A 23673-nucleotide genomic window follows, 5' to 3' on the forward strand; every position below is an offset into this window, starting at 1 on the left:
GCGCCTGGTTCTCGCCACAGGTTTTGTCTCACGCACACAGCAACATGTAAGCGGCGACCACCAGACATACGCTGGCAAACCCCACCTGCAACGTCCTCGCCGGCACCCGCGCGCAGAGTTTGCGGCCGATGATCATGCCGACGATGCTGGCCACGATGAACGACGCGCCAAGATGATCGATCCGCACCCCGGCATGGAACGCGCCGATCACGCCGATGGCGGAAATCAGGCTGATGACCATCAAGGACGTGGCGACGATCCCGCGCATCTGCACATCGGTCAGTTGCTTGAACGCCGGCACGATCAGAAACCCGCCGCCAACCCCCAGCAACCCGGACACCACGCCGGTGACCGCGCCCAGTGCCGCGAGGGTCGCGGTGCATTTGGCGGTCCAGTCGAAACGGCCGGTCTGCTCATTGAGCATGCAGTTCTTCTGGCCCCAACTGGCGTGGCCATGATCGCTGGGTCCCTGCTGCTGGCGTTCGCGGCGCAGCATGCGCCACGCCACCATCACCATCAGCAGGCTGAACAGGATCATCAGGACCTTTTCCGGCAACTGATGGGCGAAGTAGATGCCCACCGGCGAAAACACCGCGCCGAGCGCCGCGATCAGTAGCGCCGCGCGATAACGCACCAGACCATGGCGCAAACCATCGATCGCGCCGACCGCCGCTGCGCTACCCACCGCAAACAACGCCACCGGCGCCGCCTGCGTCATCGTCCAGCCCAGCCCGAGCACCAGCGCCGGCACGGCGAGAATCCCGCCGCCGGCCCCGGTCAGACCGAGGATCAATCCCATCACCACGCCAAACAGGCTTGCCAGCAACATAGAGTGTTCTCAGTCGATCCTGGACAGGCTTGTCAGCCATTCGCGGCCCTTGAGCATGCCGTTCCAGTAGAACCACGGCAGCAACGTCGCCTTCAGCCACCACGCGGAGCGGCGCGGCACGGTCGGGTCGAGGGGAAAGGTTGGCAGCAGTTTTCCGCCATAGCCGAACTCGGCGAGGATCACCTTGCCCTTCTCCACCGTCAGCGGGCAGGAACCGTAGCCGTCGTACTTCAGTGGCAGCGCCAGATCCTTGCGCAGGGCCAGCAGGTTTTCCGCCACCACCACAACTTGCTTGCGCACTGCCGCGGCGGTTTTCGCATTGGTGGTGCCGCAGATATCGCCCAAGGCAAACACTTCGGGATAGCGCGGGTGTTGCAGGGTGTGCGGGTTGACCTCGCACCAGCCGGCGGCATCGGCCAGCGGACTTTGCGCGATGAAATCCGGTGAAACCTGCGGCGGAACGACGTGCAGCAGATCGAAAGTCTTGGCCTGGCGGGTGACGTTACCCTCCGCATCCTTGACGTCGAACCAGGCGGTTTTCGCCGGGCCGTCGACCTTCACCAGATTGGAATTGAACGCCAGCCGCGCGTTGTATTTGTCGATGTACTTCATCAGCGGCGGCACAAAGGTCGGCACACCGAATAACGCAGCTCCGGCCAGATTGAACTCGACCTCGACCTTGCTCAGCACATTGCGCTTAAGCCAGTGATCGCAGGAAAGATACAGCGCCTTTTGCGGCGCGCCGGCGCACTTGATCGGAATCGGCGGCTGGGTGAACAGCGCTTTGCCGCCGCTCAGTTTCTGCACCTGATCCCAGGTGTATTGCGCGTGCTGATAGCTGTAGTTGGAGGTGACGCCGTGCTGGCCGAGGCTGTCCTGCAAGCCTTCGATCTTCTCCCACGCCAGGCGCAGGCCGGGGCAGACGATCAGGTTCTGATAGGTGATGGTGCGTTGATCGTTGAGGGTGAGACGGCGCTGGTCGGGGTCGATGCCGGTCACGGCGGCCTGAATCCAGGTGGCCTGGCGCGGCAGCACCTTGTTCATCGGTCGGGCGGTGTCTTTGGCGTCATAGGCGCCACCGCCGACCAGCGTCCACGCCGGTTGGTAGTAATGCAGGGTGCTCGGCTCGATCACCGTGATTTTCAGGCCGGGATCGCGCTTGAGCAGGCTCGCGACAAAACCGATGCCGGCAGTGCCGCCGCCGATGACCACGATGTCCGCACTGATGGATGGGCCCCAGTGTTGATCGTTCATTGTTTGTTCCTTATGGCTGCACGCAAGGATAGCCGGGTCTATTGCGCCCAGCTTTTGAGCACGGCTCCGCAGTAGAGTCCAGAGAGGGTTTTCATCACCTGGATCACTTCGTGACTGGCGAGACCGTAAAAAATGTACTTGCCTTCACGACGGGTCGCGACCAGCCCTTCATCGCGCAGGATGCCCAGTTGCTGGGAGAGGGTCGGCTGACGCACGCCGGTCATTTTCTCCAGCTCGCCGACGTTGCGCTCGCCCTGGGTCAGCTGGCACAGGATCAGCAGCCGATCTTCGTTGGCCAATGCCTTGAGCAGTGAACAGGCCTTGGAGGCCGAGGCCCTCAGCTGGGCGACTTCACATTCGGTCAGACTGGATTGCATTTGCAGGATGCCTTCAACGTCACTTAAGCTGCGGACATTATGTGTTTACATAAAGTGTTGCAACCTGACTTTTCACCTTCCTGCACAGGACCGCGTACATGCCCGCGCTGATTGAAGCTTTCCTCGACCCCGCCTCTTCGACCTACAGCTACGTGGTCTACGAGGCCGACGGCGGGCAGTGCGCAATCGTCGATCCGGTGCTTGATTACGACGGCGCCGCCGGCCGCACCTGCACGGCTCAAGCGGACAAGATCATCGCCTTCGTGCACGCCCATAACCTGCAAGTGCAGTGGCTGCTGGAAACCCACGCCCACGCCGATCACTTGTCCGCCGCGCCTTATCTGCGCCGGGAACTGGGCGGGAAAATCGCGATTGGCGAATCGATCAGCAAAGTGCAGAACGTGTTCAAGGCGCTGTTCAACCTGGAACCGGAATTTCGCGTCGACGGCTCGCAGTTCGATCACCTGTTCGCGCCGAACGAGTCGTTCCGGATCGGCAATCTCAAGGCCACCGCCCTGCACGTTCCCGGCCACACCCCGGCGGACATGGCTTACCTGATCGACGGCGAACAGATCCTGGTGGGCGACACGCTGTTCATGCCCGACGTCGGCACCGCCCGTTGCGACTTTCCCGGCGGCAACGCCCATCAATTGTTCAATTCGATTCACAAGCTGCTGGCCTTCCCCGCCAGCGTGAAGCTCTACGTCTGCCACGACTACCCGCCGCAAGGTCGCGACTCGCAGTGCCAGACCACCGTCGGCGAACAGCGCAAAAGCAATATCCACGTGCATGACGGCGTCGATGAAGCCGCGTTTGTCGAGATGCGCACCAAGCGCGATGCAGGGCTGGGCATGCCAACGCTGTTGCTGCCGGCGATTCAGGTGAATGTGCGCGCAGGAAATTTTCCACCGGCGGAAGGCAATGGCGTTGTTTACCTGAAGATTCCGATCAACACCGTGTAAGAAAAGATCAGTGAAGCAATTCGAATCAAGGGGATTCGTACCTGGCACGTCGGACCCCATGAACTGGGCGTAATCTTGGCTGACAGGCAGACTTCATGGGGTAATCAACCCATGGAGATTTGGCAATATGGATATTCGCCGTAACCATCGCGACCTGACGCCGGAACAGAAACACGCCTTCGTAAATGCCATTCTGATACTGAAAAACCAGACGCCCAGCGTGCTGCGCCCGGGCCAGCAGAGTCGCTACGATGACTTTGTACAGATCCACAAGAATTCCATGGGACGAGGTAACCCGATCTTCCCCAACCCCCATGGAACCCCTTTATTTTTTCCCTGGCATCGCGTCCTGATTCGCCAGTTCGAGCTTGAACTGCAAGCCGCCGCAGACAACCCGACCATCACGCTGCCGTACTGGAACTGGAGCATGAATGGTGCGGATGACCCCTTTACTGACGATTTCATGGGCAGAGACGGCGACCCGACGCAAAACCAGCGGGTAACCATTGGCCCGTTTGCCCTCGAGCGTCGTTTATTCGGCATAAAGGTCTGGGATGGTGAGACAGGAGATCCTGGCTTGCGGCGCAACTTCGGAGCAGGCCCCTCACCGCTCCCCTCTGCGCTGGATGTCGAAACCTTATTGAACAGAACGCCCTACTGGCTCGAACCGACCGGATGGGAAAATCTGACGGAAATGATGCACAACGATGTGCATGCCTGGGTTGGAGGCAACATGGGCGAAGCCTCCTCTCCCAACGATCCGTTGTTCTTCTTGCACCACTGTTATCTCGACTTTCTCTGGGAGCGCTGGAAGCGCAAACACCCGACCGAGCCGGTGATCGCATTTCCCGAGAACGCACCACACGGGATGCTCGGTTCAACGCTGATGTTCAATCCGGACAATGAACCTGCGCCCTGGCTTCAGCCTTTCAGGGTGGAACAGACCTTGAACACGGCAAGTCTGGATTACGGCTATGCCGATCTCTGATCAGGGCTGAGCACTCAGCTCCCGAGGATCAGGCCATTGGCCGGTAATGGTAGTGCCGTTTTGTAGCGCACCTGCTTGAGGGCAAAGCTTGACCGGATGTTCGCCACGCCGGGGACTTTGGTCAGAAAGTCCATCATGAAGCGTTCAAGCGCCTGAATGGTCGGCACCAGCACGCGGATCAGATAATCCGGGTCGCCGGCCATCAGGTAGCACTCCATGACTTCGGGGCGGTCGGAAATCGCCTCTTCGAAATGCTGCAGCGCTTCCTCTACCTGCTTCTCGAGACTGACGTGGATGAACACGTTGACGTGCAGCCCCAGCAGGTCGGCATCCAGCAGGGTCACCTGCTCGCGGATCAGCCCCAGCTCTTCCATTGCCTTGACCCGGTTGAAGCACGGCGTCGGCGACAGATTGACCGAACGGGCCAGGTCGGCGTTGGTGATGCGCGCGTTCTCCTGAAGGCTGTTGAGAATGCCGATGTCGGTACGGTCCAGTTTGCGCATGAGACAAAACCACCTGTTTTTTATGTTTATGCAGAATTTCTATCTGCAAATGATCTTCAGCGCAACGAAACAGAGAGAAATATTCTTCTTGCCCGGGCCTATGATTGTTGTAGGACAAGATTTCTTTTATCGAAGAATGACTGCCAGCTCACTACAAGAAATTCACAAGATCGAGCGTAGAAGCCATGACTCAAGCGTATGAACCGCTGCGTCTGCACGTCCCTGAACCCTCGGGCCGCCCAGGCTGCAAAACCGATTTCTCCTACCTGCATCTGACCGATGCGGGCACGGTGCGTAAACCTTCCATCGACGTTGAACCGGCCGACACTGCCGACCTGGCTCGTGGCCTGATCCGCGTGCTCGACGACCAGGGCAACGCTCTCGGCCCGTGGGCTGAAAACGTGCCGGTCGAGATCCTGCGCAAAGGCATGCGCGCCATGCTCAAGACCCGGATCTACGACAACCGCATGGTGGTCGCCCAGCGTCAGAAAAAAATGTCGTTCTACATGCAGAGCCTTGGCGAAGAAGCCATCGGCAGCGCCCAGGCCCTGGCCTTGAACATCGACGACATGTGCTTCCCGACCTACCGCCAGCAAAGCATTCTGATGGCTCGCGACGTGCCATTGGTCGACCTGATCTGCCAACTGCTGTCCAACGAGCGCGATCCGCTCAAGGGCCGTCAACTGCCGATCATGTACTCGGTCAAGGACGCAGGCTTCTTCACCATTTCCGGCAACCTCGCCACTCAGTTCATTCAAGGCGTGGGCTGGGGCATGGCCTCGGCGATCAAGGGCGACACCAAAATCGCCTCGGCCTGGATCGGCGATGGTGCCACCGCCGAATCGGACTTCCACACCGCCCTCACCTTCGCCCACGTTTACCGTGCGCCGGTGATCCTCAACGTGGTCAACAACCAGTGGGCGATCTCGACCTTCCAGGCCATCGCCGGTGGTGAAGCCACCACCTTCGCCGGACGCGGCGTCGGTTGCGGCATCGCTTCCCTGCGGGTCGATGGCAACGATTTCTACGCGGTCTACGCCGCCTCCGCCTGGGCTGCAGAACGCGCTCGCCGCAACCTCGGCCCGACCATGATCGAATGGGTCACCTACCGCGCCGGCCCGCACTCGACCTCCGACGATCCGTCCAAATACCGTCCGGCTGACGACTGGAGCCACTTCCCGCTGGGCGACCCGATTGCCCGCCTGAAACAGCACCTGATCAAGGTCGGCCACTGGTCGGAAGAAGAGCACGCCGCCGTCAGCGCCGAGCTCGAAGCCGAAGTGATCGCCGCACAGAAACAGGCCGAACAGTACGGCACCCTGGCCGGCGGCCAGATTCCAAGCGCCGCGACCATGTTCGAAGACGTCTACAAAGAGATGCCGGAGCACTTGAAGCGCCAGCGTCAGCAGTTGGGGATCTGACATGAACGATCACAACAACAATATTCAGTTGGAAACCGCCATGACCACGACCACCATGACCATGATCCAGGCCCTGCGCTCGGCCATGGATGTGATGCTTGAGCGTGACGACAACGTTGTGGTGTTCGGCCAGGACGTCGGCTACTTCGGCGGCGTGTTCCGTTGCACCGAAGGCCTGCAGACCAAGTACGGCACCTCGCGGGTGTTCGATGCGCCGATTTCCGAGAGCGGTATCGTCGGCGTCGCGGTGGGCATGGGCGCTTATGGTTTGCGTCCGGTGGCCGAGATTCAGTTCGCCGACTACGTGTACCCGGCGTCCGACCAGATCATTTCCGAAGCCGCCCGCCTGCGTTATCGCTCGGCCGGCGAGTTCACCGCGCCGATGACCCTGCGCATGCCTTGCGGCGGCGGCATCTACGGCGGCCAGACCCACAGCCAGAGCATCGAGGCGATGTTCACTCAGGTCTGCGGTCTGCGCACGGTCATGCCTTCCAACCCGTATGACGCCAAAGGCCTGCTGATCGCCTCCATCGAAAACGATGATCCGGTGATCTTCCTCGAGCCGAAACGCCTGTACAACGGCCCGTTCGACGGCCACCACGACCGCCCGGTAACACCGTGGTCGAAACACCCCGCCGCGCAAGTGCCGGACGGTTACTACACCGTGCCGCTGGACGTGGCCGCCATCACCCGTCCGGGCAAGGACGTGACCGTGCTGACCTACGGCACCACCGTTTACGTCTCGCAAGTTGCGGCTGAAGAAAGCGGTGTTGACGCCGAAGTCATCGACCTGCGCAGCCTGTGGCCGCTGGACCTGGAAACCATCGTCAAATCCGTGAAGAAAACCGGCCGTTGCGTCGTGGTTCACGAAGCCACCCGCACCTGCGGTTTCGGCGCCGAACTGGTGTCGCTGGTGCAAGAGCATTGCTTCCACCACCTGGAAGCGCCGATCGAACGCGTCACCGGTTGGGACACCCCCTACCCGCACGCGCAGGAGTGGGCGTATTTCCCTGGGCCGTCCCGAGTGGGCGCGGCACTGAAACGGGTCATGGAGGTCTGAATGGGCACGCACGTTATCAAGATGCCGGACATCGGCGAAGGCATCGCAGAAGTAGAACTGTCGCAGTGGCACGTCAAGGTCGGCGATCTGGTCGTTGAAGATCAGGTGCTGGCGGATGTGATGACCGACAAGGCAATGGTCGACATTCCGTCGCCAGTCCACGGCAAGGTGATTGCGCTGGGCGGTCAGCCGGGTGAAGTGATGGCGGTCGGCAGTATTCTGATCAGCATCGAGGTTGAAGGCGCAGGCAATCTGAAGGAGTCGGACAAACCGGCGCCTGTGGCGGCGAAAGAAACTCCAGTCGCAACCAAAGTTGAAGCTGTCGTTGAAAGCAAACCTGCTCCCGCCGCACCACGTCCGGCAGCTGCCGTTTGCCAGGGCCCGATGGTTGCTCGCGAAGCCGATGAGCGTCCGCTCGCCTCGCCGGCCGTGCGCAAGCATGCGCTGGACCTGGGCATTCAATTGCGTCTGGTGCGCGGTTCCGGCCCGGCCGGTCGCGTATTGCACGAAGACCTCGACGCCTATCTGGCGCAAGGTCAGTCGAACGCTTCGGCGCCGGTCGCTGCCGCGTACGCTCAGCGCAACGATGAAGAACAGATTCAGGTTATCGGCATGCGCCGCAAGATTGCCCAGCGCATGCAGGATGCCACTCAGCGTGCCGCGCACTTCAGTTATGTCGAAGAAATCGACGTCACCGCGATTGAAGAATTGCGTGCCCACCTGAACGAAAAACACGGCGCGAGTCGTGGCAAGCTGACCTTGCTGCCGTTCCTCGTGCGCGCACTGGTCGTCGCCCTGCGCGACTTCCCGCAAATGAACGCCCGTTACGACGACGAAGCCCAGGTCATCACCCGCCTCGGCGCGGTGCATGTCGGCGTCGCTACCCAAAGCGATGTCGGCCTGATGGTGCCGGTGGTGCGTCACGCCGAAGCGCGCAGCCTCTGGGACAGCGCGGCGGAAATCTCCCGCCTCGCCACCGCCGCCCGCAACGGCAAAGCCAGCCGCGATGAACTCTCCGGCTCGACCATCACCCTGACTAGCCTCGGCGCCCTCGGCGGCATCGTCAGCACCCCGGTGCTGAACCTGCCGGAAGTGGCGATCGTCGGCGTCAACAAAATCGTCGAACGCCCGATGGTCGTCAAAGGCCAGGTGGTGATCCGCAAGATGATGAACCTCTCCAGTTCCTTCGATCACCGCGTGGTCGACGGCATGGACGCGGCGCTCTTCATCCAGGCCATTCGTGGCTTGCTCGAACAACCCGCGACCCTGTTTGTGGAGTGATGGCATGCAAACTCTGAACACCACGCTGCTGATCATCGGCGGCGGCCCCGGCGGTTACGTGACGGCCATTCGCGCCGGGCAACTGGGCATTCCGACCATTCTGGTCGAGGGCGAATCGCTGGGCGGCACCTGCCTGAACATCGGCTGCATTCCGTCAAAAGCACTGATTCATGTGGCCGAACAGTTTCACCAGACTCAGCATCACAACCAGCATTCGGCACTGGGCATCAGCGTTTCGGCGCCGACCCTCGACATCACTAAAAGCGTCGAGTGGAAGGACGGCATCGTTGATCGCCTGACCACCGGCGTCGCCGCGCTGCTGAAGAAGAACAAGGTTCAGGTCATCAACGGCTGGGCCAAGGTCATCGACGGCAAGACCGTGGAAGTCGGCGACACCCGCATCCAGTGCGAGCATCTGGTGCTGGCCACCGGTTCGAAAAGCGTCAATCTGCCAATCCTGCCGATTGGCGGGCCGATCATTTCGTCCACCGAGGCGCTGGCACCGAAGTCGGTTCCGAAACGCCTGATCGTGGTCGGCGGTGGTTACATCGGTCTGGAGCTGGGCATTGCCTATCGCAAGCTCGGCGCCGAGGTCAGCGTGGTAGAGGCGCAGGATCGCATCCTGCCGGCCTACGACGCCGAACTGACCCAACCGGTGCACGACGCGCTGAAGCAACTGGGCGTGAAGCTGTACCTCAAGCACAGCGTGCTGGGCTTCGACGGCACGTTGCAGGTGCGCGATCCGAACGGCGATACCCTGAACCTGGAAACCGATCAGGTGCTGGTGGCCGTCGGTCGCAAACCCAATACCCAGGGCTGGAACCTTGAAGCCCTGAACCTGGACATGAACGGCTCGGCGCTCAAGATCGACAGCCGCTGCCAGACCAGCATGCGCAACGTCTACGCCATCGGCGACCTGAGCGGCGAGCCGATGCTGGCCCACCGCGCCATGGCCCAGGGCGAAATGGTCGCCGAGCTGATCAGCGGCAAGACCCGCGAATTCAACCCGACCGCCATTGCTGCCGTGTGCTTCACCGACCCGGAGCTGGTGGTCGTCGGCAAGACCCCGGACGAGGCCAAGGCGGCGGGACTTGACTGCATCGTGTCGAACTTCCCGTTCGCGGCCAATGGCCGGGCGATGACGCTGGAATCGAAAACCGGCTTCGTGCGGGTGGTCGCCCGTCGGGACAATCATGTGATTGTCGGCTGGCAGGCGGTGGGTGTCGGGGTATCGGAATTGTCGACTGCGTTCGCGCAAAGCCTGGAAATGGGCGCGCGACTGGAAGACATCGGCGGCACCATCCATGCGCACCCGACCCTGGGCGAAGCGGTGCAGGAAGCGGCGTTGCGTGCCCTCGGCCACGCGTTGCACCTGTAACGCTCGGTCGCAGATCGTTCCCACGCTCCGCGTGGGAATGCCTCCACGGACGCTCCGCGTTCGGCTGTTGGGACGCAGAGCGTCCCGGACTGCATTCCCACGCAGAGCGTGGGAACGATCAAAGGCAGAGATTTCGGGCTGCGAAACCGCTCAAGAATGAAGTATTGTTGTGCCCATCCAAAAAAACGTCAGAAGCCTTGAACCGCTTCGGCGGTTGTTCAGTGATAGAGGGTGTCATGGGTAACGAAAGCATCAACTGGGACAAGCTGGGTTTTGACTACATCAAGACCGACAAACGCTATCTGTCGTACTTTCGCAATGGCGAGTGGGACAAAGGCACCCTGACCGAAGACAACGTGCTGCACATCAGCGAAGGCTCCACTGCCCTTCACTATGGCCAGCAATGCTTCGAAGGCCTGAAGGCCTATCGTTGCAAGGACGGCTCGATCAACCTGTTCCGTCCGGACCAGAACGCCGCGCGCATGCAGCGCAGCTGCGCCCGCCTGCTGATGCCGCATGTGTCCACCGAGCAGTTCATCGAAGCGTGCAAGGAAGTGGTTCGCGCCAACGAGCGCTTCATCCCGCCTTACGGCACCGGCGGCGCGCTGTACCTGCGCCCGTTCGTGATCGGCGTGGGTGACAACATCGGCGTGCGTACCGCACCGGAGTTCATCTTCTCGGTATTCGCGATCCCGGTCGGCGCCTACTTCAAGGGCGGCCTGACCCCGCACAACTTCCAGATCTCCACCTTCGACCGCGCCGCTCCACAAGGCACCGGTGCCGCCAAGGTCGGTGGCAACTACGCCGCCAGCCTGATGCCGGGCTCCCAGGCCAAGAAAGCGCACTTCGCTGACGCCATCTACCTGGATCCGCTGACCCACAAGAAGATCGAAGAAGTCGGTTCGGCCAACTTCTTCGGGATCACCCACGACAACAAGTTCGTGACCCCGAACTCGCCGTCGGTACTGCCAGGCATCACCCGTCTGTCGCTGATCGAACTGGCCAAGTCCCGTCTGGGCCTGGAAGTGGTCGAAGGCGACGTGTTCATCGACAAGCTGTCGGACTTCAAGGAAGCCGGTGCCTGCGGTACTGCGGCGGTGATCACCCCAATCGGCGGCATCAGCTACAACGACCACCTGCACGTGTTCCACAGCGAAACCGAAGTCGGCCCTGTGACCCAGAAGCTCTACAAAGAGCTGACCGGCGTACAGACTGGCGACGTCGAAGCGCCAGCAGGCTGGATCGTCAAGGTTTGACCTGACGGCCAGATGCACAAAAGCCCCCATCGAGTGATCGATGGGGGCTTTTTTATTCGTTTGGCTCGGTGGCCTTCATGGCAATCCGCTTGCCCGCGCGACCGGCAATCCCGCTCGCCTGTCCGTTCTGCTGCTTGCCCATTCGCGCCTGGGTAATCAATCCGGGAATCAGCTCTCCTTCCGGCAGGTTCTTCCAGAACCGCGTCGGCAAATGCCCCTGCATGACTTTCTCGTTCAAACGCGCCGGGTTGAAGATGTGGCTGTAGTACGTCAGCCACAAGTCACCGTGGGGATCGTCGACATTCTGCGCCAGTTGCTGCCACTCCAGCGGACACTGACGTTCATGGATCAGTTGTTCACCATCGTAATAAACCCCGTCGCGAGGCGTGGCGATCAGCCAGCGATGCCGGCCCATGCGCCCGATAAAGTGTTCGCTGGCGCTGTGCAGAATGTCGTGGGCCGGTTCGTGCCATGCGACGTATTGCGGGCCCGGCAGCTCTGGCGGGCGCTCGATGAAGCGCACGAACGCATGCAGATGATGGGCTTCGCGCTGCACCTGCTTGATCCGCCGCTGCAACTCGCTGCCCAGCTTGTCGCCAGCCATCATTGCCGTGCGGTCACCGTGGCTGACTCGCCACAGCACTTCATACAGCAGACTCCAGCGTTGATCGCCCCGGTAACGAGATGCTTGTTCCAGGGTGTCGAGCAAAGCACGCGGAATCCGTGCCTGAAACGGCCCCTGCCCTTCGGGCACTGACACGTCACTGGCAAACAGATCACTTACCCCTTCCGACGCCCAGCTCACCAGACTCGGATCGATTTCATGGCTGAGCAGCCAGCGCGCCTGTTGGCGCCAGGTGTCGAACAGGTCGTCGCAGTCGAGATTGATCATCACCACAGCCCCATCTGTTGCGGCATTGGTCGGTCGCGCAACTGCTGATAAAGCATCTGGCTAGTGACCTCGGCCTGCTGCGGGTGGTAATCGCTGGTGATGATGAACGGCTTGGCCTTGGCCAGCACACAGCGCATGCGCGCCACGTCTTCGTAGCGAATGCGCCGCTGCCGACGCAGTTCCACCAGACGTTCGGTGGTGCGCAAGCCGATGCCGGGAATGCGTGAAATCAACGCCGGTTCGGCGCGATTGAGGTCCAGCGGAAACACCTCGCGATTCTGCAGCGCCCAGGCCAGCTTCGGGTCGATGTCCAACGCCAGATTGCCCGGCCCCGTGAGCAACTCATCGGCGGTATAGCCATAACCGCGCAACAGGAAATCCGCCTGATACAAGCGGTGCTCGCGCATCAGTGGCGGTGCGGCCAGTGGCACACTTTTAGGACTGTCGGGAATCGGACTGAAGGCCGAGTAATAGACCCGGCGCAAACGGAAGTTGCCGTAGAGCGCCTGTGCGCTGTGCAGGATGGTGCTGTCGTCGGTGTCATCGGCACCCACAATCATTTGCGTGCTCTGCCCGGCCGGGGCGAACTTTGGTGCGCGAGGTTCGTTGAGCACGGTCTGCACACCGGTGTAGATGGTGTTCATCGCCTGCTTGATCGAGCCGATGTGCTTCTCCGGCGCGAGAGTTTGCAGGCTGGCATCGGTGGGCAATTCGATGTTGACGCTCAAACGGTCAGCATAACGCCCGGCCTCTTCGATCAACGCAGGATCCGCATCAGGGATGGTCTTGAGATGAATGTAGCCACGGAACTCATGCTCTTCGCGCAGCAGCTTGGCGACGCGCACCAGTTGCTCCATGGTGTAGTCCGCCGAACGAATGATCCCCGAGCTGAGAAACAACCCGCTGACGCAATTGCGCCGGTAGAAATCCAGGGTCAGCGTCACCACTTCCTCGGGCGTGAAACGCGCACGCGGCACGTCACTGGAGCGCCGGTTGACGCAGTATTGGCAGTCGTAGAGACAAAAGTTGGTCAGCAGAATCTTGAGCAGCGACACGCAACGCCCGTCCGGCGTGTAGCTGTGGCAGATGCCCATGCCATCGGTTGATCCCAGCCCGCTTTTGCCCTCGGAGCTGCGCTTGGGCGCGCCACTGCTCGCACAAGAAGCGTCGTACTTGGCGGCGTCGGCGAGGATGCTGAGCTTGTCGATGATTTGCATGGCACGGACTCGATACTGTTCGCATATACAGTATAGACAGCGATTGGCTCACACAAGGTGCAATGCCGCTCTTCGTCGGAATGTCGCACCGCAGCAGTCAGGTCAATTTGACTCAGCAGCAGTCAGATTGACTCGACCCCACAAGCGTCATAATGACTATCAACCCTACGCAGCCCTTGATATCAAAGGCTGTCCGGCATGGCCCGAAAATTGACTGACTCCCCGTAGCCATTTGGCTGAAGACCAAAACGGGAGTCGAACATGGATCATGTTTTTCAGGGCAAGCTTGCCGTCGTCACCGGTGCCAGTTCAGGCATAGGCCTGGCCGCGACCGAGCGTCTGCTGGATCAAGGCGCGCGCGTATTGGCCATGTCGCGAAAACTCGGCGCACTGGCCGAACTGCTTGAGCGGTATACGCAGCAACTGGTCTGGCAACCCGGCGATGTCACTCAAGCCTCTGACCTTGCCTCCTTGGCCGAGCAAGCTGCGAGTCTGGGCCCGGTGAGTTTCGTGGTGCCCAATGCCGGTATCGCAGAACTCGCCGACGGGCTCGACAGTTCGGCGTTCGATCGCCAATGGGCAGTGAACGGCGCCGGCGCCCTTAACACCTTGGCCGCCCTGCGCCCGCACCTTGCAGACAAGGCGTCAGTGGTGTTCATCGGTACTTTTCTGGCCGGAATCAGTTTCGCGGGACTGGCCGCCTATATCGCATCAAAAGCAGCATTGATCGCCCACGCCCGAACCCTCGCGGTCGAGCTGGCACCCCACGGTGTGCGCATCAATTGTGTCTCCCCCGGCCCGACCGCAACGCCGATCTGGTCAACGCTGGGCCTGAGTGACGAAGCGCTCGGCGACGTGGCCCAAGGCGTCAACAAACGACTATTGGGCGGACAATTCCTCGAACCTGCGGCAGTGGCCGACGTCATTCTGTTCCAGCTGGGCAATGGCGCACGCGGCGTCATCGGTCAGGACTGGGTGGTCGACAGCGGATACACCTTGAGCTAACGCGCATGCACCGATCCGGGCGTGGAATCAGCCAACTGGCGACCTGACGAATCCCGCCCGGCTTCGGGCAAAACCAGCCCCCAGCGCGATGACAATTCTCGGCGCCCCTGCACCGTCAACGTCAGCGCCCGACTGTCCAGATCCTGCGTCACCCATTTGCGCTTCAACGCAGCCTGCAACAACGCCGCCCCGAGCGAACCGCCCAGATGTGGCCGACGCATGCTCCAGTCCAGGCACGGGCAGGCAAAGCGGCGGCGCATCGTCGGCAGATCCTTGACCTCAATGCCCAGCCCTTCAAAAAACGCCTCCCCGCTTTCACTGAGGCGATAAACCTGCTCGTCGGTTTCCACCAGCCAACCACCCTCCAGTAACCGGTCATGCAACAACACCGCCAGCGTCCCAGCCATGTGGTCGTAGCAGGTGCGGGCGAATTGCAGGCGATCCGGCGTGTGCGGTTTGAAGGTCGGTGCGGGGTTCTGACCGATCACCATCAGCGCTTCCAGCGCCTGGGCCACGCGCTTGTCGGCGAGGCTGTAATAACGGTGGCGGCCCTGCACGTGCAGGCGCACCAGCGCCAGGTCCTTGAGCTTGGCCAGGTGAGCGCTGGCGGTCGAGGCGCTGACGTCGGCGAGGGTCGCCAGCTCGGTGGCGGTGCGGGCGTGGCCGTCCATCAGCGAGCACAGCATTTTGGTCCGCGCCGGCTCCGCGATGGCGGCAGCCACTTGCGAGACGCCGATGTCTTGATGTTCTGCGTGCATATTTCGCTCCCGGACGAATCATCGCCCTCAAGGACTGGAGATAGTAGCAACACTTTCCCCACCGACAAGGTTGCGATCCATGGACCCGATCATCGCGGCGACTCACGCCGATCCCTACCCCTACTACGCCGAACTGCGCGCAGCGGGCGGGCTGACTTTTCATCACGGACTGAAACTGTGGATTGCCAGTAGCGCCCGCGCGGTGTGCGCGGTGTTGGCGCATCCGGATTGCAGGGTGCGTCCGGTGCAGGAGCCGGTGCCCAAAGCCATCGCCGATGGCATGGCGGGCAAGGTGTTTGGCCTCTTGATGCGTATGAATGACGGTGAAGCTCAGCGTTGCCCGCGTTCGGCCATTGAGCCTCCGCTGGGGCTCTTTGATCGGGAAGGAGTCAGCGCTCTGGTGTCCGCGCGGTTGATCACCAATGATTCCGACGGCCTCTATAAAGCCATGTTTCGCGGCCCGGTGTGCGTGGTTGCATCGTTGCTCGGATTCACCCCGGCGCAGGCGCGGGTCATCAGTGAACTGACGGCGGATTTCGCGGCGTGTCTGTCGCCACTGAGCAATGACCTGCAACTGGCCGCAGCCCATCGGGCGGCGGAGCAATTGCGCGGTTACTTTATTGAATTGCTGGCGGATCCGAATCCGTTTCTCGCCGACATCCAACAGCGTTTTGTCGGCGAGGAGGATGTGCTGCTCGCCAACCTGATCGGCCTCTGTTCGCAGACATTCGAAGCCACCGCCGGGCTTATCGGTAATGCGCTGGTGGCGTTGCAGCGTCAGCCTGAATTACGCGCGGCGTCAGTGGATTCGTTGCTGGCTGAAGTCCAGCACTTCGATCCTTCGGTACAGAACACCCGTCGATTTGTGGCGAACAGCTGTGAAATCGACGGCGTGCGGCTGGAAGCAGGTGACGTGATTCTGGTGCTGCTGGCCTCGGCCAATCGCGATCCGGCACTCAATGAAAACCCGGATCGCTTTATGCCGGATCGCCCGAATCGCCGCAGCTTCACGTTCGGCAGCGGTCGGCATCAATGTCCCGGACAGATGCTGGCAATGACGATCGCCAGCGCCACACTCACTGAAATCCTCGCCCGCGACATCGATCCGGGGCGATTCGCATGGCACTACCGGCCTTCGCTGAATGGGAGAATTCCGATGTTCAGCGAGGTGCAGCCTTAAGCGTTGCGCAATTCGATGGTCAGGTGCGAAAGTTCATGCACCGGCGCCAAGCGCTCACGGATCGCGTCGGCAGTCACGCCCGCCACCGCGACCACACTGACAATCGCCGCCCGCGCCTGCGGGCCGACCTGCCAGACGTGCAAATCGCTGATGCGCACATCATCGGAGGTTTCCAGCAGTTCGCGGATCTCCTCGGCCACGGGTTCATCGGTGGTGTCGAGCAACACGGCGGCGCTGTCGCGCATCAGGTTCCAGGCCCATTTGGCGATGACGATGGAACCGACGATGCCCATCACCGGGTCCATCCACACCCAGCCCAGATAGCGCCCGGCCAGCAGCGCGGCAATCGCCAGCACCGACGTCAACGCGTCCGCCAATACGTGCACGTAGGCTGAACGCAGGTTGTTGTCGTGATGGTGGTGATGGCCATGATCGTGGCTGTGGTCGTGACTATGGCCGTGGTCGTGATGGCTGTGGTGACCGGCCAGCAGAAAAGCGCTGAGCAGGTTGACGCCCAGGCCGACCACGGCAATCAAGGTTGCTTCGCCGAACGCCACACTGGTTGGCTGGAACAGACGGAAAACCGATTCCCCGGCAATCCCCAGCGACACCAGCCCCAACACCATCGCCGAGGCAAAACCCGCCAGATCGCCGACCTTGCCGGTGCCGAAACTGTAGCGTCGGTTGTTGGCGTTACGCCGGGCAAAACCATAGGCCGCCGCCGCGATGCCCAAGGCGCCGGCGTGGGTCGCCATGTGGAAACCGTCGGCCAGCAATGCCATGGAACCGGTGAGATAACCGGCGGCAATTTCGCCGATCATCATCACGAAAGTCAGCACCACCACCCACAGGGTGCGGCGGGCGTTTTCATCGTGCGAAGCACCGAGAAACTGGTGGTTGTGGGAAAAGTCATCAACCTTGAGGGTCATGATGTCGGCGCTCACTTGGAATATCGGCGGATGGCCAGCAGCAACTCTTCCACGCCCTGGGCGCGGGCTTCGTCGCTAAGGTCGGGACGGGCGACATGCTCGCGGGCGTGGGCCTCGATGAACTGCTCCATCAAGCCATTGACCGCGCCGCGAATCGCCGCCATCAGGTGCAACGTCTTGGCACAATCGGCCTCGGACTCCAGCGCCCGTTCAACCGCCTGAACCTGCCCGGCAATACGCCGGACCCGGTTGAGCAATTCGCCTTTGTGTTCGTGCGTGTGCGACATACCTATACCTCCTACCCCTATATGGCGAGCATAGTCGCTGTTCCGATCGAGAGGGGCAAGGCCTGTTTTCGACCATCCGTCGCAGCTTGAATTTTTGACGTGAAAGGATTGAGGCGGAGCGTCAGTCGGCAACCGCCTCTGGAAGGTGTTTCAGAGGCAGGATCGTTGAGAACCCTCGTCTGTCAGGCCCATTGCAGTGGCGAGGACGACGAGAAGCAGAGGTCTACGTCCAGTTGCGCTGCAGCCGACAGGTTGACCAGCGCATCCAGAGAGAACTTGTCGATTTTGCCGTTGAGTACGTCGTTGAGGCGCGGCTGGGTGATGCCTAGACGCTTGGCCGCCTCCTTCTGCGGAAGCTCCCAGGCACGAATCGTTTCGCACAACGTGCGCATCAGCTTGGCCCGCAGGCGCATGTTGGCCGCTTCCTGCGGCGTGTCTTCCAGTGCATCCCAGACGCTTGCGAAACGCTGGGAAGAGTTTTGATGATCCGTCATGGTTCAACCTATTTCCTGGTATCTGGCCCGTGCCAGTTCTATGTCTCGCGTCTCGGTTTTGCGCGTGGTCTTTTGCAGGGCGTGCAGCACATAAATCGCGTCAGGCCGGTTGACCACATAAAACACTCGATACGCTCCTGAATCCTCGGTGATTCGGATTTCATTGACGCCCCGCCCGACGGTCTTCATGGGGCGCCAGTCAAAGGGTTCGTCACCCTGCTGCAACAGATCCAATTGGAATCCGGCAGCTCTGCGAGCATCGAGGGGAAAAGCTCTCAGATCCTTGAGCGCACTCCCGACAAATACCACGTCCTTGTGTCTTGGCATTGGCTTCTCCTGTGTTGGAAGGAAAAGCGTAATAGCCCGGACGGAATCGTGTTGCACAGGTGTGTTGCAAGGAATGGCAGCGATCACATACCAGCAGACTATATCGAAACCGATATAAATCAAGTTTGAATTGGCTTATCTGACATTTGGTATCACAAAGTAGAAATTCGCGAGCCAGCGCACCTGATATGCCGACGCAGAACCCTTGTGGGAGCGAGCTTGCTCGCGATGGCGGACTGAAAAATGAAGCATCATTTTGCCCTCATCCGAGAGGCTACATCGCCTTGCGCCTTTGCCTACAACTACGCCAGAATCCGCCGGCTTGTGCAGCTTGGGGCCTGCCAGTAACTTGATTCGCATCACTGAATGGTCAGTGAACGGGTTTAGTCGCTCGGTGCTTTTTCTCAAGTTCGCAAACTGTCATTCAGTCAGGTATCTCTACGCCTGTACTCAATGGTAGCTGTGCGCAGGGCGCCTTCGGGTGCGCCGGTAATGCTTGGGTACTGGTCGACTAACCTGCGTACAGCTGCCACCTATTGTTTAGTCGCAAGAACGTGTCAGCCTCATTTTGAGGTTACCCAGCAAATGTTCAAATACGTTCCCGATCCACCCGAAACTGACGTACCCAACGAGTCCGACCCAACCTCTCCTTACTCCACAACAGACTCAAAAAAACTCCACGAAGCCGCCGAGCGCGCCCTCGACCATTACCTGAAACCCACCGCCCCGAAACAACACTGCCCCGGCCGCATGTTCCTGGTCGCCCCCGACCTGGATCAACATGCCCTGCTGGCCCACGCCTGCGAGTCGATGGCTTCGGCCAGCGTGATGCTCGGCGACTTCGCCGCGCTGCTGGACCCGCCCTACCGCAGCACCGTGCTGGGCATCGCCCAAGTGGTGATGTGTGGCGAGCTCGCCGTGAACCGGGCGCTGGACACTCTCGATGCCACGACCTGAGGAACACCCCATGGAAAGCAAATCCGATGCACACGTCGTCGCCGCCCTGATCTCCATCGGCCTCAACGAGAAAGACAGCCAATGGGCCCAGAAAGCCTGCCTGCTACTGCTCGAGAGTGAACGGAAATCCATCGTCAGCGCCGCCCTCACCGCCCTCGTCCAGATTGCCCGCGACCATGGCGAACTGGACCGCAACCGCCTGCTGCCGGCACTCACCAGCGTAAAGCGCAGATTTCCAAGCCTGACCGGCACGGTTGCCGCGACGCTGGATGAGATGGCGATGGCTGCGTAACACCCAGGGCACAAGGCAAGAAAAAAACCGCTGCCTCCGTGAAGGGAGGCAGCGGGTTCAGTGTTTTCCTAGCTCTCCAATAACAAGGTTAACCCCCAAGTAAATATAGGAGGCTTTTAATGTTTTTATGGATAAGTGGCTTTTTGAAAGGTGATGAAGAGGACGACTCTTTGAAGTTCGAACTGACGGTGAAGCCTGAGGCAGAAGCTGCGGTTTTAGCGTTGCTGGGTTGGGAAAGCCTAGAAGAAAGCGAGGCCGGAGAATGGTTATTGAATGACGGTCAGGTCCGGCAAATCGCTTCAGTCCTTAATGAACACCTACCAACTGAACTAGATCTTTTTATCGGGGTTCGGGAATAGTTGAGTCTTTTCTATCAAGAACCAACAGTGAACCACGATGAAGCAGTGAGGATTCTTGAAAGCGGCGTGGAAAGGAATGTTGTCGCTGGATTGATTTCTATTGGCTTGAACGAATCAGACAGAATCTGGGCTCAGCAAACCTGCCTGAAGTATTTCGCCAGCAGCAATGAGTCGGTTGTCGCATCTGCCATTACCGCTTTGGGCCACATTGCTCGAAGGCACGGCAAACTGGACAAAGACATTGCCTTCGCGGCCCTGGAAGAAGCAAAGACAAGATTCCCCTCCCTGGAAGGCGTGATCGCAGACACGCTTGACGACATTGAGGCATTTACCTGATTCATCGGGCCCTTGCATGCAGGACGTTGTGATCAGGAACGCCCCTCATCACAACGTACTCACCAACGAGCTTCAATCCTCCCGCGTCAAAACCTCCAGCAACTCAATCTCGAACACCAGATTCGAATTCGGCGGAATCTTGCCCATCGTCCGTTCGCCATAACCCAGATGCGCCGGCACCAGCAGTTTGCGCTTGCCGCCAACCTGCATCCCCATGATCCCCTGATCCCAGCCCTTGATCACCCGGCCCGTGCCGATCACGCACTGAAACGGCTTGCCCCGGCTCCAGGACGAATCGAATTCGGTGCCGTCTTCCAGCCAACCGGTGTATTGGGTGGTGATCAACGCGCCTTTGACGGCGGCTTTTCCGTCTCCGGTCTGAAGATCGATTATCTGCAGTTCATCATTCATAACATTCACTCTATCGTTCCGCTGGCCGCCGTTTTCCCAGAAATACCGGCCATTGGCAACCGTTTGACCCTACGTCGGCCGTGATGGATGATGGCCACCCGCTACCAATCCTGATCGATACGCCATGACAGCGACGCTTGAATGACTCAACTCTGGATCAGCTTCGCCATTGTCGTTGTGCTGTTGGTCGTGATCGCCGTTCTGATCCGCCGAGTGCGCGCGCTTCGTCAGCAACTCGCCGAGTATCGCGAACTGCTCACCCGCGCCGCCGAGGGCCAGAACATCCGTCAGGATGGCGACGCCGACCGCTTCAAGCGCAGCCAGTATTTTGCGCGGATCGGCACTTGGGATTGGGAAGTCGACACGGATCGACTCTATTGGTCCGACGCAATATTCGGCATGTTCGGCTTCAAGATCGGCGAAGTGACGCCCTCCTACGCGCTGTTCTGTTCCTGCGTACACCCCGATGACCGCGCCAGGGTGCGCGCGGGGGAATTGCGATGCCTGGAGACCGGCGAAAACCACGACGAGGAGTACCGCGTGGTCTGGCCCGACGGCACAATCCGCTGGCTGCGGGAAACCGGCAATGTGGTGCGCAACGATCACGACGCGGTGATCAAGATGATGGGTGTGGTACGCGACATCACCGAAGAAAAGGCCTCGGCCAGCTACCTCCAGCACCTGGCCCACTTCGACCCGCTGACCGGACTGCCCAACCGGCTGGTGCTGGAAGAACGGCTATCGGAAGCACTGGAACATGCGCGCATGACCGAGACGCGGGTGGCGTTGGTGTTTATCGATCTCAACGGCTTCAAAGCGATCAACGACCGCTACGGTCACGCCGCCGGCGACCGCGTTCTGATCACCACCGCCACGCGCCTGAAACGCATCCTGCGGGTCAGCGACACCGTCGCACGGATCGGCGGCGACGAATTCGTAGTCATCCTGCAAGGCCTCGCCCCCGGTCTGAACCTGCAGGACGAAGCGCGCAGCATCTGCCAGAAGATCTTCATCGAACTGTCCCCGCCCATTCCCATCGGCAACGACCAACGCCACATCGGCACCAGCCTCGGCGTCGCCGTCTTCCCCGACCACGCACCGACCATGGACCGGTTGCTGCACATTGCGGATCTGGCGATGTATGAGGCCAAACGCAGTGGGAACAATCAGTATCGGTTGGGCGGCGGGCAGACGCTGAGTCATGGCCGGGCTGATTGAATTTCAGCGCTCGGGTGTACCGAACACAACGCCATTGAAGGTATGCGTGCAGCATTGGCAGTAGGGCGTCATGTCTTCGGCTTTCAGGGCGGGATTGACGATTTGCAGGCGCTTCTGTTCATCGACATACAGGCCATTGAAGTAACTCGATTCACCGAGCCGCACTATTTCTTCCCGGTCACTTTCAAGCACAGCGACCATCCAGAACACCGGCTCTTGCCGATCCAGCCGCGACACGGCTTCACTGAAAATCTCGTCCCAATCACCGCCAACACGCGACAGCAAAAAGCGAAACAAGGGCGTGTAATCGAAGCCACGGTGCTGGATCCCATGCATCGAGCCGCGTGTGGCCTCGTTGTGGATTTCAGCCTTGGTGTTTCGCTGATGCCGGTAATGTCCGCCGGGATTGTTGCGACGGACGTTATGGGTGGTCGTATTTTCTTTGCGGTAAAGGGGTTTCTTATCCAACCTATTGCTCCTGACATCCAGTCACTCGAAACGCCCCTCGCGTTTTACCGGAACGGCGCTCGAATGCAATCAACCGTCCATGGCCAATTGTTGCTTGAGGTCAGCGCTCCACCGGCTGAATCGCCACAATCGTCCCGTTGGTGATCATCACCATCACGTATTTATCGTTGATCTGTACCCACTGCGCCTGCGGTTCCGGCTGCTTGAGGCCTTTCTGTTTCCAGTTTTTGATGGCTTTTTCGCTGCGCTGGTAAATGTCCGGGGCGCGGTCGTTGACGTTCAGTTCGCGGTTGCCGGTCGGTGATTGTTCGACGGTGTCGTTCGAGGTTTGCGCCGCTTGAACGAGAGGGCTGATCCCGGCGATGCCGGCGACGAGGGCCAGGCTGGCGATTAGGGTCTTGTTGTTCATCGGTGAACCTCCTGAGATATGTGATACCTGAACTCCGACTGCGCGGCTCTGGAATCATTCCTTGTTTTTTGATGAAGCTGAACCGGAGATTGTAGTCGCGCCCCGGAACGCGATCCGGGCTCGTCCGCCACCGGGCGAATACAGTCAACGGCATCCATTTGCGATAAGATCGCGCGCCCCTGCCGAGTGAATAAGGACATCACCGTGAAGATCTACCTCATCGTCAATCTGGTATTGCTTGCGCTGCTGGGGCTCTACGCTGTCAATCTTTTCAACAAGCTTGTTGCCCGGCGCAACGAGATCAAGAACGCATTTGCCCAGGTCGAAGTGCAGCTCAAACGCCGCTATGACCTGATCCCCAATCTGGTCAGCATTGCCAAGGGTTATCTGGCCCATGAGCGCGAAACCCTTGAAGCGGTGATCGCCGCACGCAATGCCGCCGTGGCCGGACTTGAGGCTGCACAGGCGAAACCGGGCAGCGCCCAGAACATCGCGCAATTGGGGCGGGCGGACAGCGCACTCAGCAGCGCGGTGGGTCGCTTGAACCTGACGCTGGAGGCTTATCCGGAACTCAAGGCCTCGCAGAACATGCAACAACTGAGCGAAGAGCTGAGCAGCACCGAAAACAAGGTGAGTTTCGCGCGGCAGGCGTTCAACGATGCGGTGATGGCCTACAACACGCTCAAGCAGAGCTTTCCGGCGGTGCTGCTGGCGGCCAGTTTTGGCCATCGCGAGGATGCGGTTCCGTTGAAGTTTGCCGATACGCTGGCCATCAAGACCGCGCCCAACGTTTCTTTCTGATTGCTGCTCTCCATGGATGGCCCG

Annotated in this window: 29 protein-coding genes; 15 read left to right on the forward strand and 14 right to left on the reverse strand. The window is 60.3% G+C overall.

Translation table 11 applies throughout. The annotated features are described in order from the left end of the window. Window positions 1–28: 28 nt before the first annotated feature. From ABFB52_RS18105 to ABFB52_RS18115, 3 genes are read right to left on the reverse strand one after another with little or no spacing between them, the layout of a single operon-like run. On the reverse strand, window positions 29–829 hold the full coding sequence (locus ABFB52_RS18105) for a sulfite exporter TauE/SafE family protein (protein WP_129974000.1): 801 nt from the start codon (window positions 827–829) through the stop codon (window positions 29–31). Window positions 830–838: 9 nt separating this feature from the next. Further along, complete coding sequence (locus ABFB52_RS18110; protein WP_129973999.1) at window positions 839–2083, reverse strand: FAD/NAD(P)-binding oxidoreductase; 1245 nt, start codon at window positions 2081–2083, stop codon at window positions 839–841. Window positions 2084–2121: 38 nt separating this feature from the next. Further along, window positions 2122–2460 carry a metalloregulator ArsR/SmtB family transcription factor gene (locus tag ABFB52_RS18115; protein WP_007952897.1) on the reverse strand — a complete coding sequence of 113 codons (339 nt, stop codon included), beginning with the start codon at window positions 2458–2460 and terminating at the stop codon, window positions 2122–2124. A gap of 98 nt (window positions 2461–2558) precedes the next feature. Between ABFB52_RS18115 and ABFB52_RS18120 the strand changes: the two genes are divergently transcribed. Both ABFB52_RS18120 and ABFB52_RS18125 read left to right on the forward strand, forming a co-directional pair. Continuing rightward, on the forward strand, window positions 2559–3422 hold the full coding sequence (locus ABFB52_RS18120) for an MBL fold metallo-hydrolase (protein WP_129973998.1): 864 nt from the start codon (window positions 2559–2561) through the stop codon (window positions 3420–3422). A gap of 127 nt (window positions 3423–3549) precedes the next feature. After that, window positions 3550–4410, forward strand: coding sequence for a tyrosinase family protein (locus ABFB52_RS18125; RefSeq protein ID WP_085746063.1), 861 nt, complete (start codon window positions 3550–3552; stop codon window positions 4408–4410). A gap of 14 nt (window positions 4411–4424) precedes the next feature. Here the strand turns inward: ABFB52_RS18125 and bkdR are convergent, their stop codons facing one another. After that, window positions 4425–4913, reverse strand: a complete 489-nt coding sequence (gene bkdR, locus ABFB52_RS18130) for a Bkd operon transcriptional regulator BkdR (protein WP_085602691.1) — start codon at window positions 4911–4913, stop codon at window positions 4425–4427. A gap of 185 nt (window positions 4914–5098) precedes the next feature. On the opposite strand from bkdR, the gene ABFB52_RS18135 reads away from it, so the two are divergent. From ABFB52_RS18135 to ABFB52_RS18155, 5 genes are all read left to right on the forward strand, one after another. Then, window positions 5099–6334 (forward strand): 3-methyl-2-oxobutanoate dehydrogenase (2-methylpropanoyl-transferring) subunit alpha, encoded by a 1236-nt coding sequence (locus ABFB52_RS18135; protein WP_007952906.1) that lies wholly within the window; start codon window positions 5099–5101, stop codon window positions 6332–6334. 1 nt (window position 6335) lies between these two features. Then, window positions 6336–7394: an alpha-ketoacid dehydrogenase subunit beta gene (locus ABFB52_RS18140; protein WP_007952909.1), complete on the forward strand. Its 1059-nt coding sequence runs from the start codon at window positions 6336–6338 to the stop codon at window positions 7392–7394. Then, window positions 7395–8675, forward strand: coding sequence for a dihydrolipoamide acetyltransferase family protein (locus tag ABFB52_RS18145; RefSeq protein WP_129973997.1), 1281 nt, complete (start codon window positions 7395–7397; stop codon window positions 8673–8675). 4 nt (window positions 8676–8679) lie between these two features. Further along, a complete protein-coding gene (lpdA, locus tag ABFB52_RS18150; protein ID WP_129973996.1) occupies window positions 8680–10053 on the forward strand; it encodes a dihydrolipoyl dehydrogenase in 1374 nt (457 codons plus the stop codon). A gap of 236 nt (window positions 10054–10289) precedes the next feature. Continuing rightward, window positions 10290–11309: a branched-chain amino acid aminotransferase gene (locus tag ABFB52_RS18155; protein ID WP_011334831.1), complete on the forward strand. Its 1020-nt coding sequence runs from the start codon at window positions 10290–10292 to the stop codon at window positions 11307–11309. Window positions 11310–11361: 52 nt separating this feature from the next. Here ABFB52_RS18155 and ABFB52_RS18160 read toward each other — a convergent pair whose 3' ends face one another. Both ABFB52_RS18160 and ABFB52_RS18165 read right to left on the reverse strand, forming a co-directional pair. Next, the gene (locus ABFB52_RS18160) at window positions 11362–12201 is read right to left on the reverse strand and encodes a TIGR03915 family putative DNA repair protein (RefSeq protein WP_064380563.1); all 840 of its coding nucleotides are present in this window, start codon (window positions 12199–12201) and stop codon (window positions 11362–11364) included. Continuing rightward, the gene (locus ABFB52_RS18165) at window positions 12201–13418 is read right to left on the reverse strand and encodes a putative DNA modification/repair radical SAM protein (RefSeq protein WP_129973995.1); all 1218 of its coding nucleotides are present in this window, start codon (window positions 13416–13418) and stop codon (window positions 12201–12203) included. Before ABFB52_RS18165 ends, ABFB52_RS18160 begins: the two co-directional genes overlap by 1 nt. Window positions 13419–13679: 261 nt before the next feature. On the opposite strand from ABFB52_RS18165, the gene ABFB52_RS18170 reads away from it, so the two are divergent. After that, window positions 13680–14423 carry an SDR family oxidoreductase gene (locus ABFB52_RS18170; RefSeq protein WP_085746058.1) on the forward strand — a complete coding sequence of 248 codons (744 nt, stop codon included), beginning with the start codon at window positions 13680–13682 and terminating at the stop codon, window positions 14421–14423. Here ABFB52_RS18170 and ABFB52_RS18175 read toward each other — a convergent pair. Beyond that, the gene (locus tag ABFB52_RS18175; RefSeq protein ID WP_085746057.1) at window positions 14420–15181 is read right to left on the reverse strand and encodes a helix-turn-helix transcriptional regulator; all 762 of its coding nucleotides are present in this window, start codon (window positions 15179–15181) and stop codon (window positions 14420–14422) included. The genes ABFB52_RS18170 and ABFB52_RS18175 overlap by 4 nt on opposite strands. Before the next feature lie 79 nt (window positions 15182–15260). On the opposite strand from ABFB52_RS18175, the gene ABFB52_RS18180 reads away from it, so the two are divergent. After that, on the forward strand, window positions 15261–16361 hold the full coding sequence (locus ABFB52_RS18180; protein ID WP_129973994.1) for a cytochrome P450: 1101 nt from the start codon (window positions 15261–15263) through the stop codon (window positions 16359–16361). Here the strand turns inward: ABFB52_RS18180 and dmeF are convergent. The 4 genes from dmeF to ABFB52_RS18200 form a co-directional block, all read right to left on the reverse strand. Then, a complete protein-coding gene (dmeF, locus tag ABFB52_RS18185; protein ID WP_041475578.1) occupies window positions 16358–17290 on the reverse strand; it encodes a CDF family Co(II)/Ni(II) efflux transporter DmeF in 933 nt (310 codons plus the stop codon). The two genes, ABFB52_RS18180 and dmeF, sit on opposite strands and share 4 nt — an antisense overlap. 11 nt (window positions 17291–17301) lie before the next feature. Continuing rightward, window positions 17302–17577: a metal/formaldehyde-sensitive transcriptional repressor gene (locus ABFB52_RS18190; RefSeq protein ID WP_085746055.1), complete on the reverse strand. Its 276-nt coding sequence runs from the start codon at window positions 17575–17577 to the stop codon at window positions 17302–17304. A gap of 182 nt (window positions 17578–17759) precedes the next feature. Continuing rightward, a complete protein-coding gene (locus ABFB52_RS18195) occupies window positions 17760–18071 on the reverse strand; it encodes an XRE family transcriptional regulator (RefSeq protein WP_096822566.1) in 312 nt (103 codons plus the stop codon). A 3-nt stretch (window positions 18072–18074) separates the two neighbouring features. After that, entirely contained in the window at window positions 18075–18398 is a 324-nt protein-coding gene (locus ABFB52_RS18200; protein WP_102687780.1) for a type II toxin-antitoxin system RelE/ParE family toxin, read from the reverse strand. A gap of 585 nt (window positions 18399–18983) precedes the next feature. Between ABFB52_RS18200 and ABFB52_RS18205 the strand changes: the two genes are divergently transcribed. The 4 genes from ABFB52_RS18205 (at window position 18984) to ABFB52_RS18220 (ending at window position 20342) form a co-directional block, all read left to right on the forward strand. Then, on the forward strand, window positions 18984–19355 hold the full coding sequence (locus ABFB52_RS18205) for a DUF6124 family protein (protein WP_129973993.1): 372 nt from the start codon (window positions 18984–18986) through the stop codon (window positions 19353–19355). Window positions 19356–19365: 10 nt separating this feature from the next. After that, window positions 19366–19647 (forward strand): hypothetical protein, encoded by a 282-nt coding sequence (locus tag ABFB52_RS18210; protein WP_129973992.1) that lies wholly within the window; start codon window positions 19366–19368, stop codon window positions 19645–19647. 119 nt (window positions 19648–19766) lie between these two features. Beyond that, a complete protein-coding gene (locus ABFB52_RS18215) occupies window positions 19767–20006 on the forward strand; it encodes a pyocin S6 family toxin immunity protein (protein ID WP_011334842.1) in 240 nt (79 codons plus the stop codon). A 27-nt stretch (window positions 20007–20033) separates the two neighbouring features. After that, entirely contained in the window at window positions 20034–20342 is a 309-nt protein-coding gene (locus ABFB52_RS18220) for a hypothetical protein (RefSeq protein ID WP_240664954.1), read from the forward strand. A 72-nt stretch (window positions 20343–20414) separates the two neighbouring features. Here ABFB52_RS18220 and ABFB52_RS18225 read toward each other — a convergent pair whose 3' ends face one another. Next, window positions 20415–20753 carry an FKBP-type peptidyl-prolyl cis-trans isomerase gene (locus tag ABFB52_RS18225; protein WP_064380576.1) on the reverse strand — a complete coding sequence of 113 codons (339 nt, stop codon included), beginning with the start codon at window positions 20751–20753 and terminating at the stop codon, window positions 20415–20417. A 141-nt stretch (window positions 20754–20894) separates the two neighbouring features. Here ABFB52_RS18225 and ABFB52_RS18230 point away from each other — a divergent pair, with 141 nt between their 5' ends. Beyond that, a complete protein-coding gene (locus tag ABFB52_RS18230; RefSeq protein ID WP_129973991.1) occupies window positions 20895–21971 on the forward strand; it encodes a sensor domain-containing diguanylate cyclase in 1077 nt (358 codons plus the stop codon). A gap of 3 nt (window positions 21972–21974) precedes the next feature. On the opposite strand, the gene ABFB52_RS18235 is transcribed toward ABFB52_RS18230, so the two are convergent. Then, a complete protein-coding gene (locus ABFB52_RS18235; RefSeq protein ID WP_129973990.1) occupies window positions 21975–22439 on the reverse strand; it encodes a hypothetical protein in 465 nt (154 codons plus the stop codon). Window positions 22440–22539: 100 nt separating this feature from the next. Beyond that, window positions 22540–22848 (reverse strand): RcnB family protein, encoded by a 309-nt coding sequence (locus tag ABFB52_RS18240; protein WP_064597595.1) that lies wholly within the window; start codon window positions 22846–22848, stop codon window positions 22540–22542. A gap of 204 nt (window positions 22849–23052) precedes the next feature. Here ABFB52_RS18240 and ABFB52_RS18245 point away from each other — a divergent pair, with 204 nt between their 5' ends. Further along, window positions 23053–23649 (forward strand): LemA family protein, encoded by a 597-nt coding sequence (locus ABFB52_RS18245; protein WP_102687787.1) that lies wholly within the window; start codon window positions 23053–23055, stop codon window positions 23647–23649. The last annotated feature ends 24 nt before the right edge of the window (window positions 23650–23673 follow it).

It is taken from the genome of Pseudomonas sp. 9.2(2024) (assembly GCF_039695385.1).
Classification (GTDB): domain Bacteria; phylum Pseudomonadota; class Gammaproteobacteria; order Pseudomonadales; family Pseudomonadaceae; genus Aquipseudomonas; species Aquipseudomonas paraglycinae.

What these genes read in the sequence shown, in the direction of transcription:
- ABFB52_RS18105 (WP_129974000.1), bottom strand. Translation starts at nt 829, where the DNA reads ATGTTGCTGGCAAGCCTGTTTGGCGTGGTGATGGGATTGATCCTCGGT.
- ABFB52_RS18110 (WP_129973999.1), bottom strand. Translation starts at nt 2,083, where the DNA reads ATGAACGATCAACACTGGGGCCCATCCATCAGTGCGGACATCGTGGTC.
- ABFB52_RS18115 (WP_007952897.1), bottom strand. Translation starts at nt 2,460, where the DNA reads ATGCAATCCAGTCTGACCGAATGTGAAGTCGCCCAGCTGAGGGCCTCG.
- ABFB52_RS18120 (WP_129973998.1), top strand. Translation starts at nt 2,559, where the DNA reads ATGCCCGCGCTGATTGAAGCTTTCCTCGACCCCGCCTCTTCGACCTAC.
- ABFB52_RS18125 (WP_085746063.1), top strand. Translation starts at nt 3,550, where the DNA reads ATGGATATTCGCCGTAACCATCGCGACCTGACGCCGGAACAGAAACAC.
- bkdR (WP_085602691.1), bottom strand. Translation starts at nt 4,913, where the DNA reads ATGCGCAAACTGGACCGTACCGACATCGGCATTCTCAACAGCCTTCAG.
- ABFB52_RS18135 (WP_007952906.1), top strand. Translation starts at nt 5,099, where the DNA reads ATGACTCAAGCGTATGAACCGCTGCGTCTGCACGTCCCTGAACCCTCG.
- ABFB52_RS18140 (WP_007952909.1), top strand. Translation starts at nt 6,336, where the DNA reads ATGAACGATCACAACAACAATATTCAGTTGGAAACCGCCATGACCACG.
- ABFB52_RS18145 (WP_129973997.1), top strand. Translation starts at nt 7,395, where the DNA reads ATGGGCACGCACGTTATCAAGATGCCGGACATCGGCGAAGGCATCGCA.
- lpdA (WP_129973996.1), top strand. Translation starts at nt 8,680, where the DNA reads ATGCAAACTCTGAACACCACGCTGCTGATCATCGGCGGCGGCCCCGGC.
- ABFB52_RS18155 (WP_011334831.1), top strand. Translation starts at nt 10,290, where the DNA reads ATGGGTAACGAAAGCATCAACTGGGACAAGCTGGGTTTTGACTACATC.
- ABFB52_RS18160 (WP_064380563.1), bottom strand. Translation starts at nt 12,201, where the DNA reads ATGATCAATCTCGACTGCGACGACCTGTTCGACACCTGGCGCCAACAG.
- ABFB52_RS18165 (WP_129973995.1), bottom strand. Translation starts at nt 13,418, where the DNA reads ATGCAAATCATCGACAAGCTCAGCATCCTCGCCGACGCCGCCAAGTAC.
- ABFB52_RS18170 (WP_085746058.1), top strand. Translation starts at nt 13,680, where the DNA reads ATGGATCATGTTTTTCAGGGCAAGCTTGCCGTCGTCACCGGTGCCAGT.
- ABFB52_RS18175 (WP_085746057.1), bottom strand. Translation starts at nt 15,181, where the DNA reads ATGCACGCAGAACATCAAGACATCGGCGTCTCGCAAGTGGCTGCCGCC.
- ABFB52_RS18180 (WP_129973994.1), top strand. Translation starts at nt 15,261, where the DNA reads ATGGACCCGATCATCGCGGCGACTCACGCCGATCCCTACCCCTACTAC.
- dmeF (WP_041475578.1), bottom strand. Translation starts at nt 17,290, where the DNA reads ATGACCCTCAAGGTTGATGACTTTTCCCACAACCACCAGTTTCTCGGT.
- ABFB52_RS18190 (WP_085746055.1), bottom strand. Translation starts at nt 17,577, where the DNA reads ATGTCGCACACGCACGAACACAAAGGCGAATTGCTCAACCGGGTCCGG.
- ABFB52_RS18195 (WP_096822566.1), bottom strand. Translation starts at nt 18,071, where the DNA reads ATGACGGATCATCAAAACTCTTCCCAGCGTTTCGCAAGCGTCTGGGAT.
- ABFB52_RS18200 (WP_102687780.1), bottom strand. Translation starts at nt 18,398, where the DNA reads ATGCCAAGACACAAGGACGTGGTATTTGTCGGGAGTGCGCTCAAGGAT.
- ABFB52_RS18205 (WP_129973993.1), top strand. Translation starts at nt 18,984, where the DNA reads ATGTTCAAATACGTTCCCGATCCACCCGAAACTGACGTACCCAACGAG.
- ABFB52_RS18210 (WP_129973992.1), top strand. Translation starts at nt 19,366, where the DNA reads ATGGAAAGCAAATCCGATGCACACGTCGTCGCCGCCCTGATCTCCATC.
- ABFB52_RS18215 (WP_011334842.1), top strand. Translation starts at nt 19,767, where the DNA reads ATGTTTTTATGGATAAGTGGCTTTTTGAAAGGTGATGAAGAGGACGAC.
- ABFB52_RS18225 (WP_064380576.1), bottom strand. Translation starts at nt 20,753, where the DNA reads ATGAATGATGAACTGCAGATAATCGATCTTCAGACCGGAGACGGAAAA.
- ABFB52_RS18230 (WP_129973991.1), top strand. Translation starts at nt 20,895, where the DNA reads ATGACTCAACTCTGGATCAGCTTCGCCATTGTCGTTGTGCTGTTGGTC.
- ABFB52_RS18240 (WP_064597595.1), bottom strand. Translation starts at nt 22,848, where the DNA reads ATGAACAACAAGACCCTAATCGCCAGCCTGGCCCTCGTCGCCGGCATC.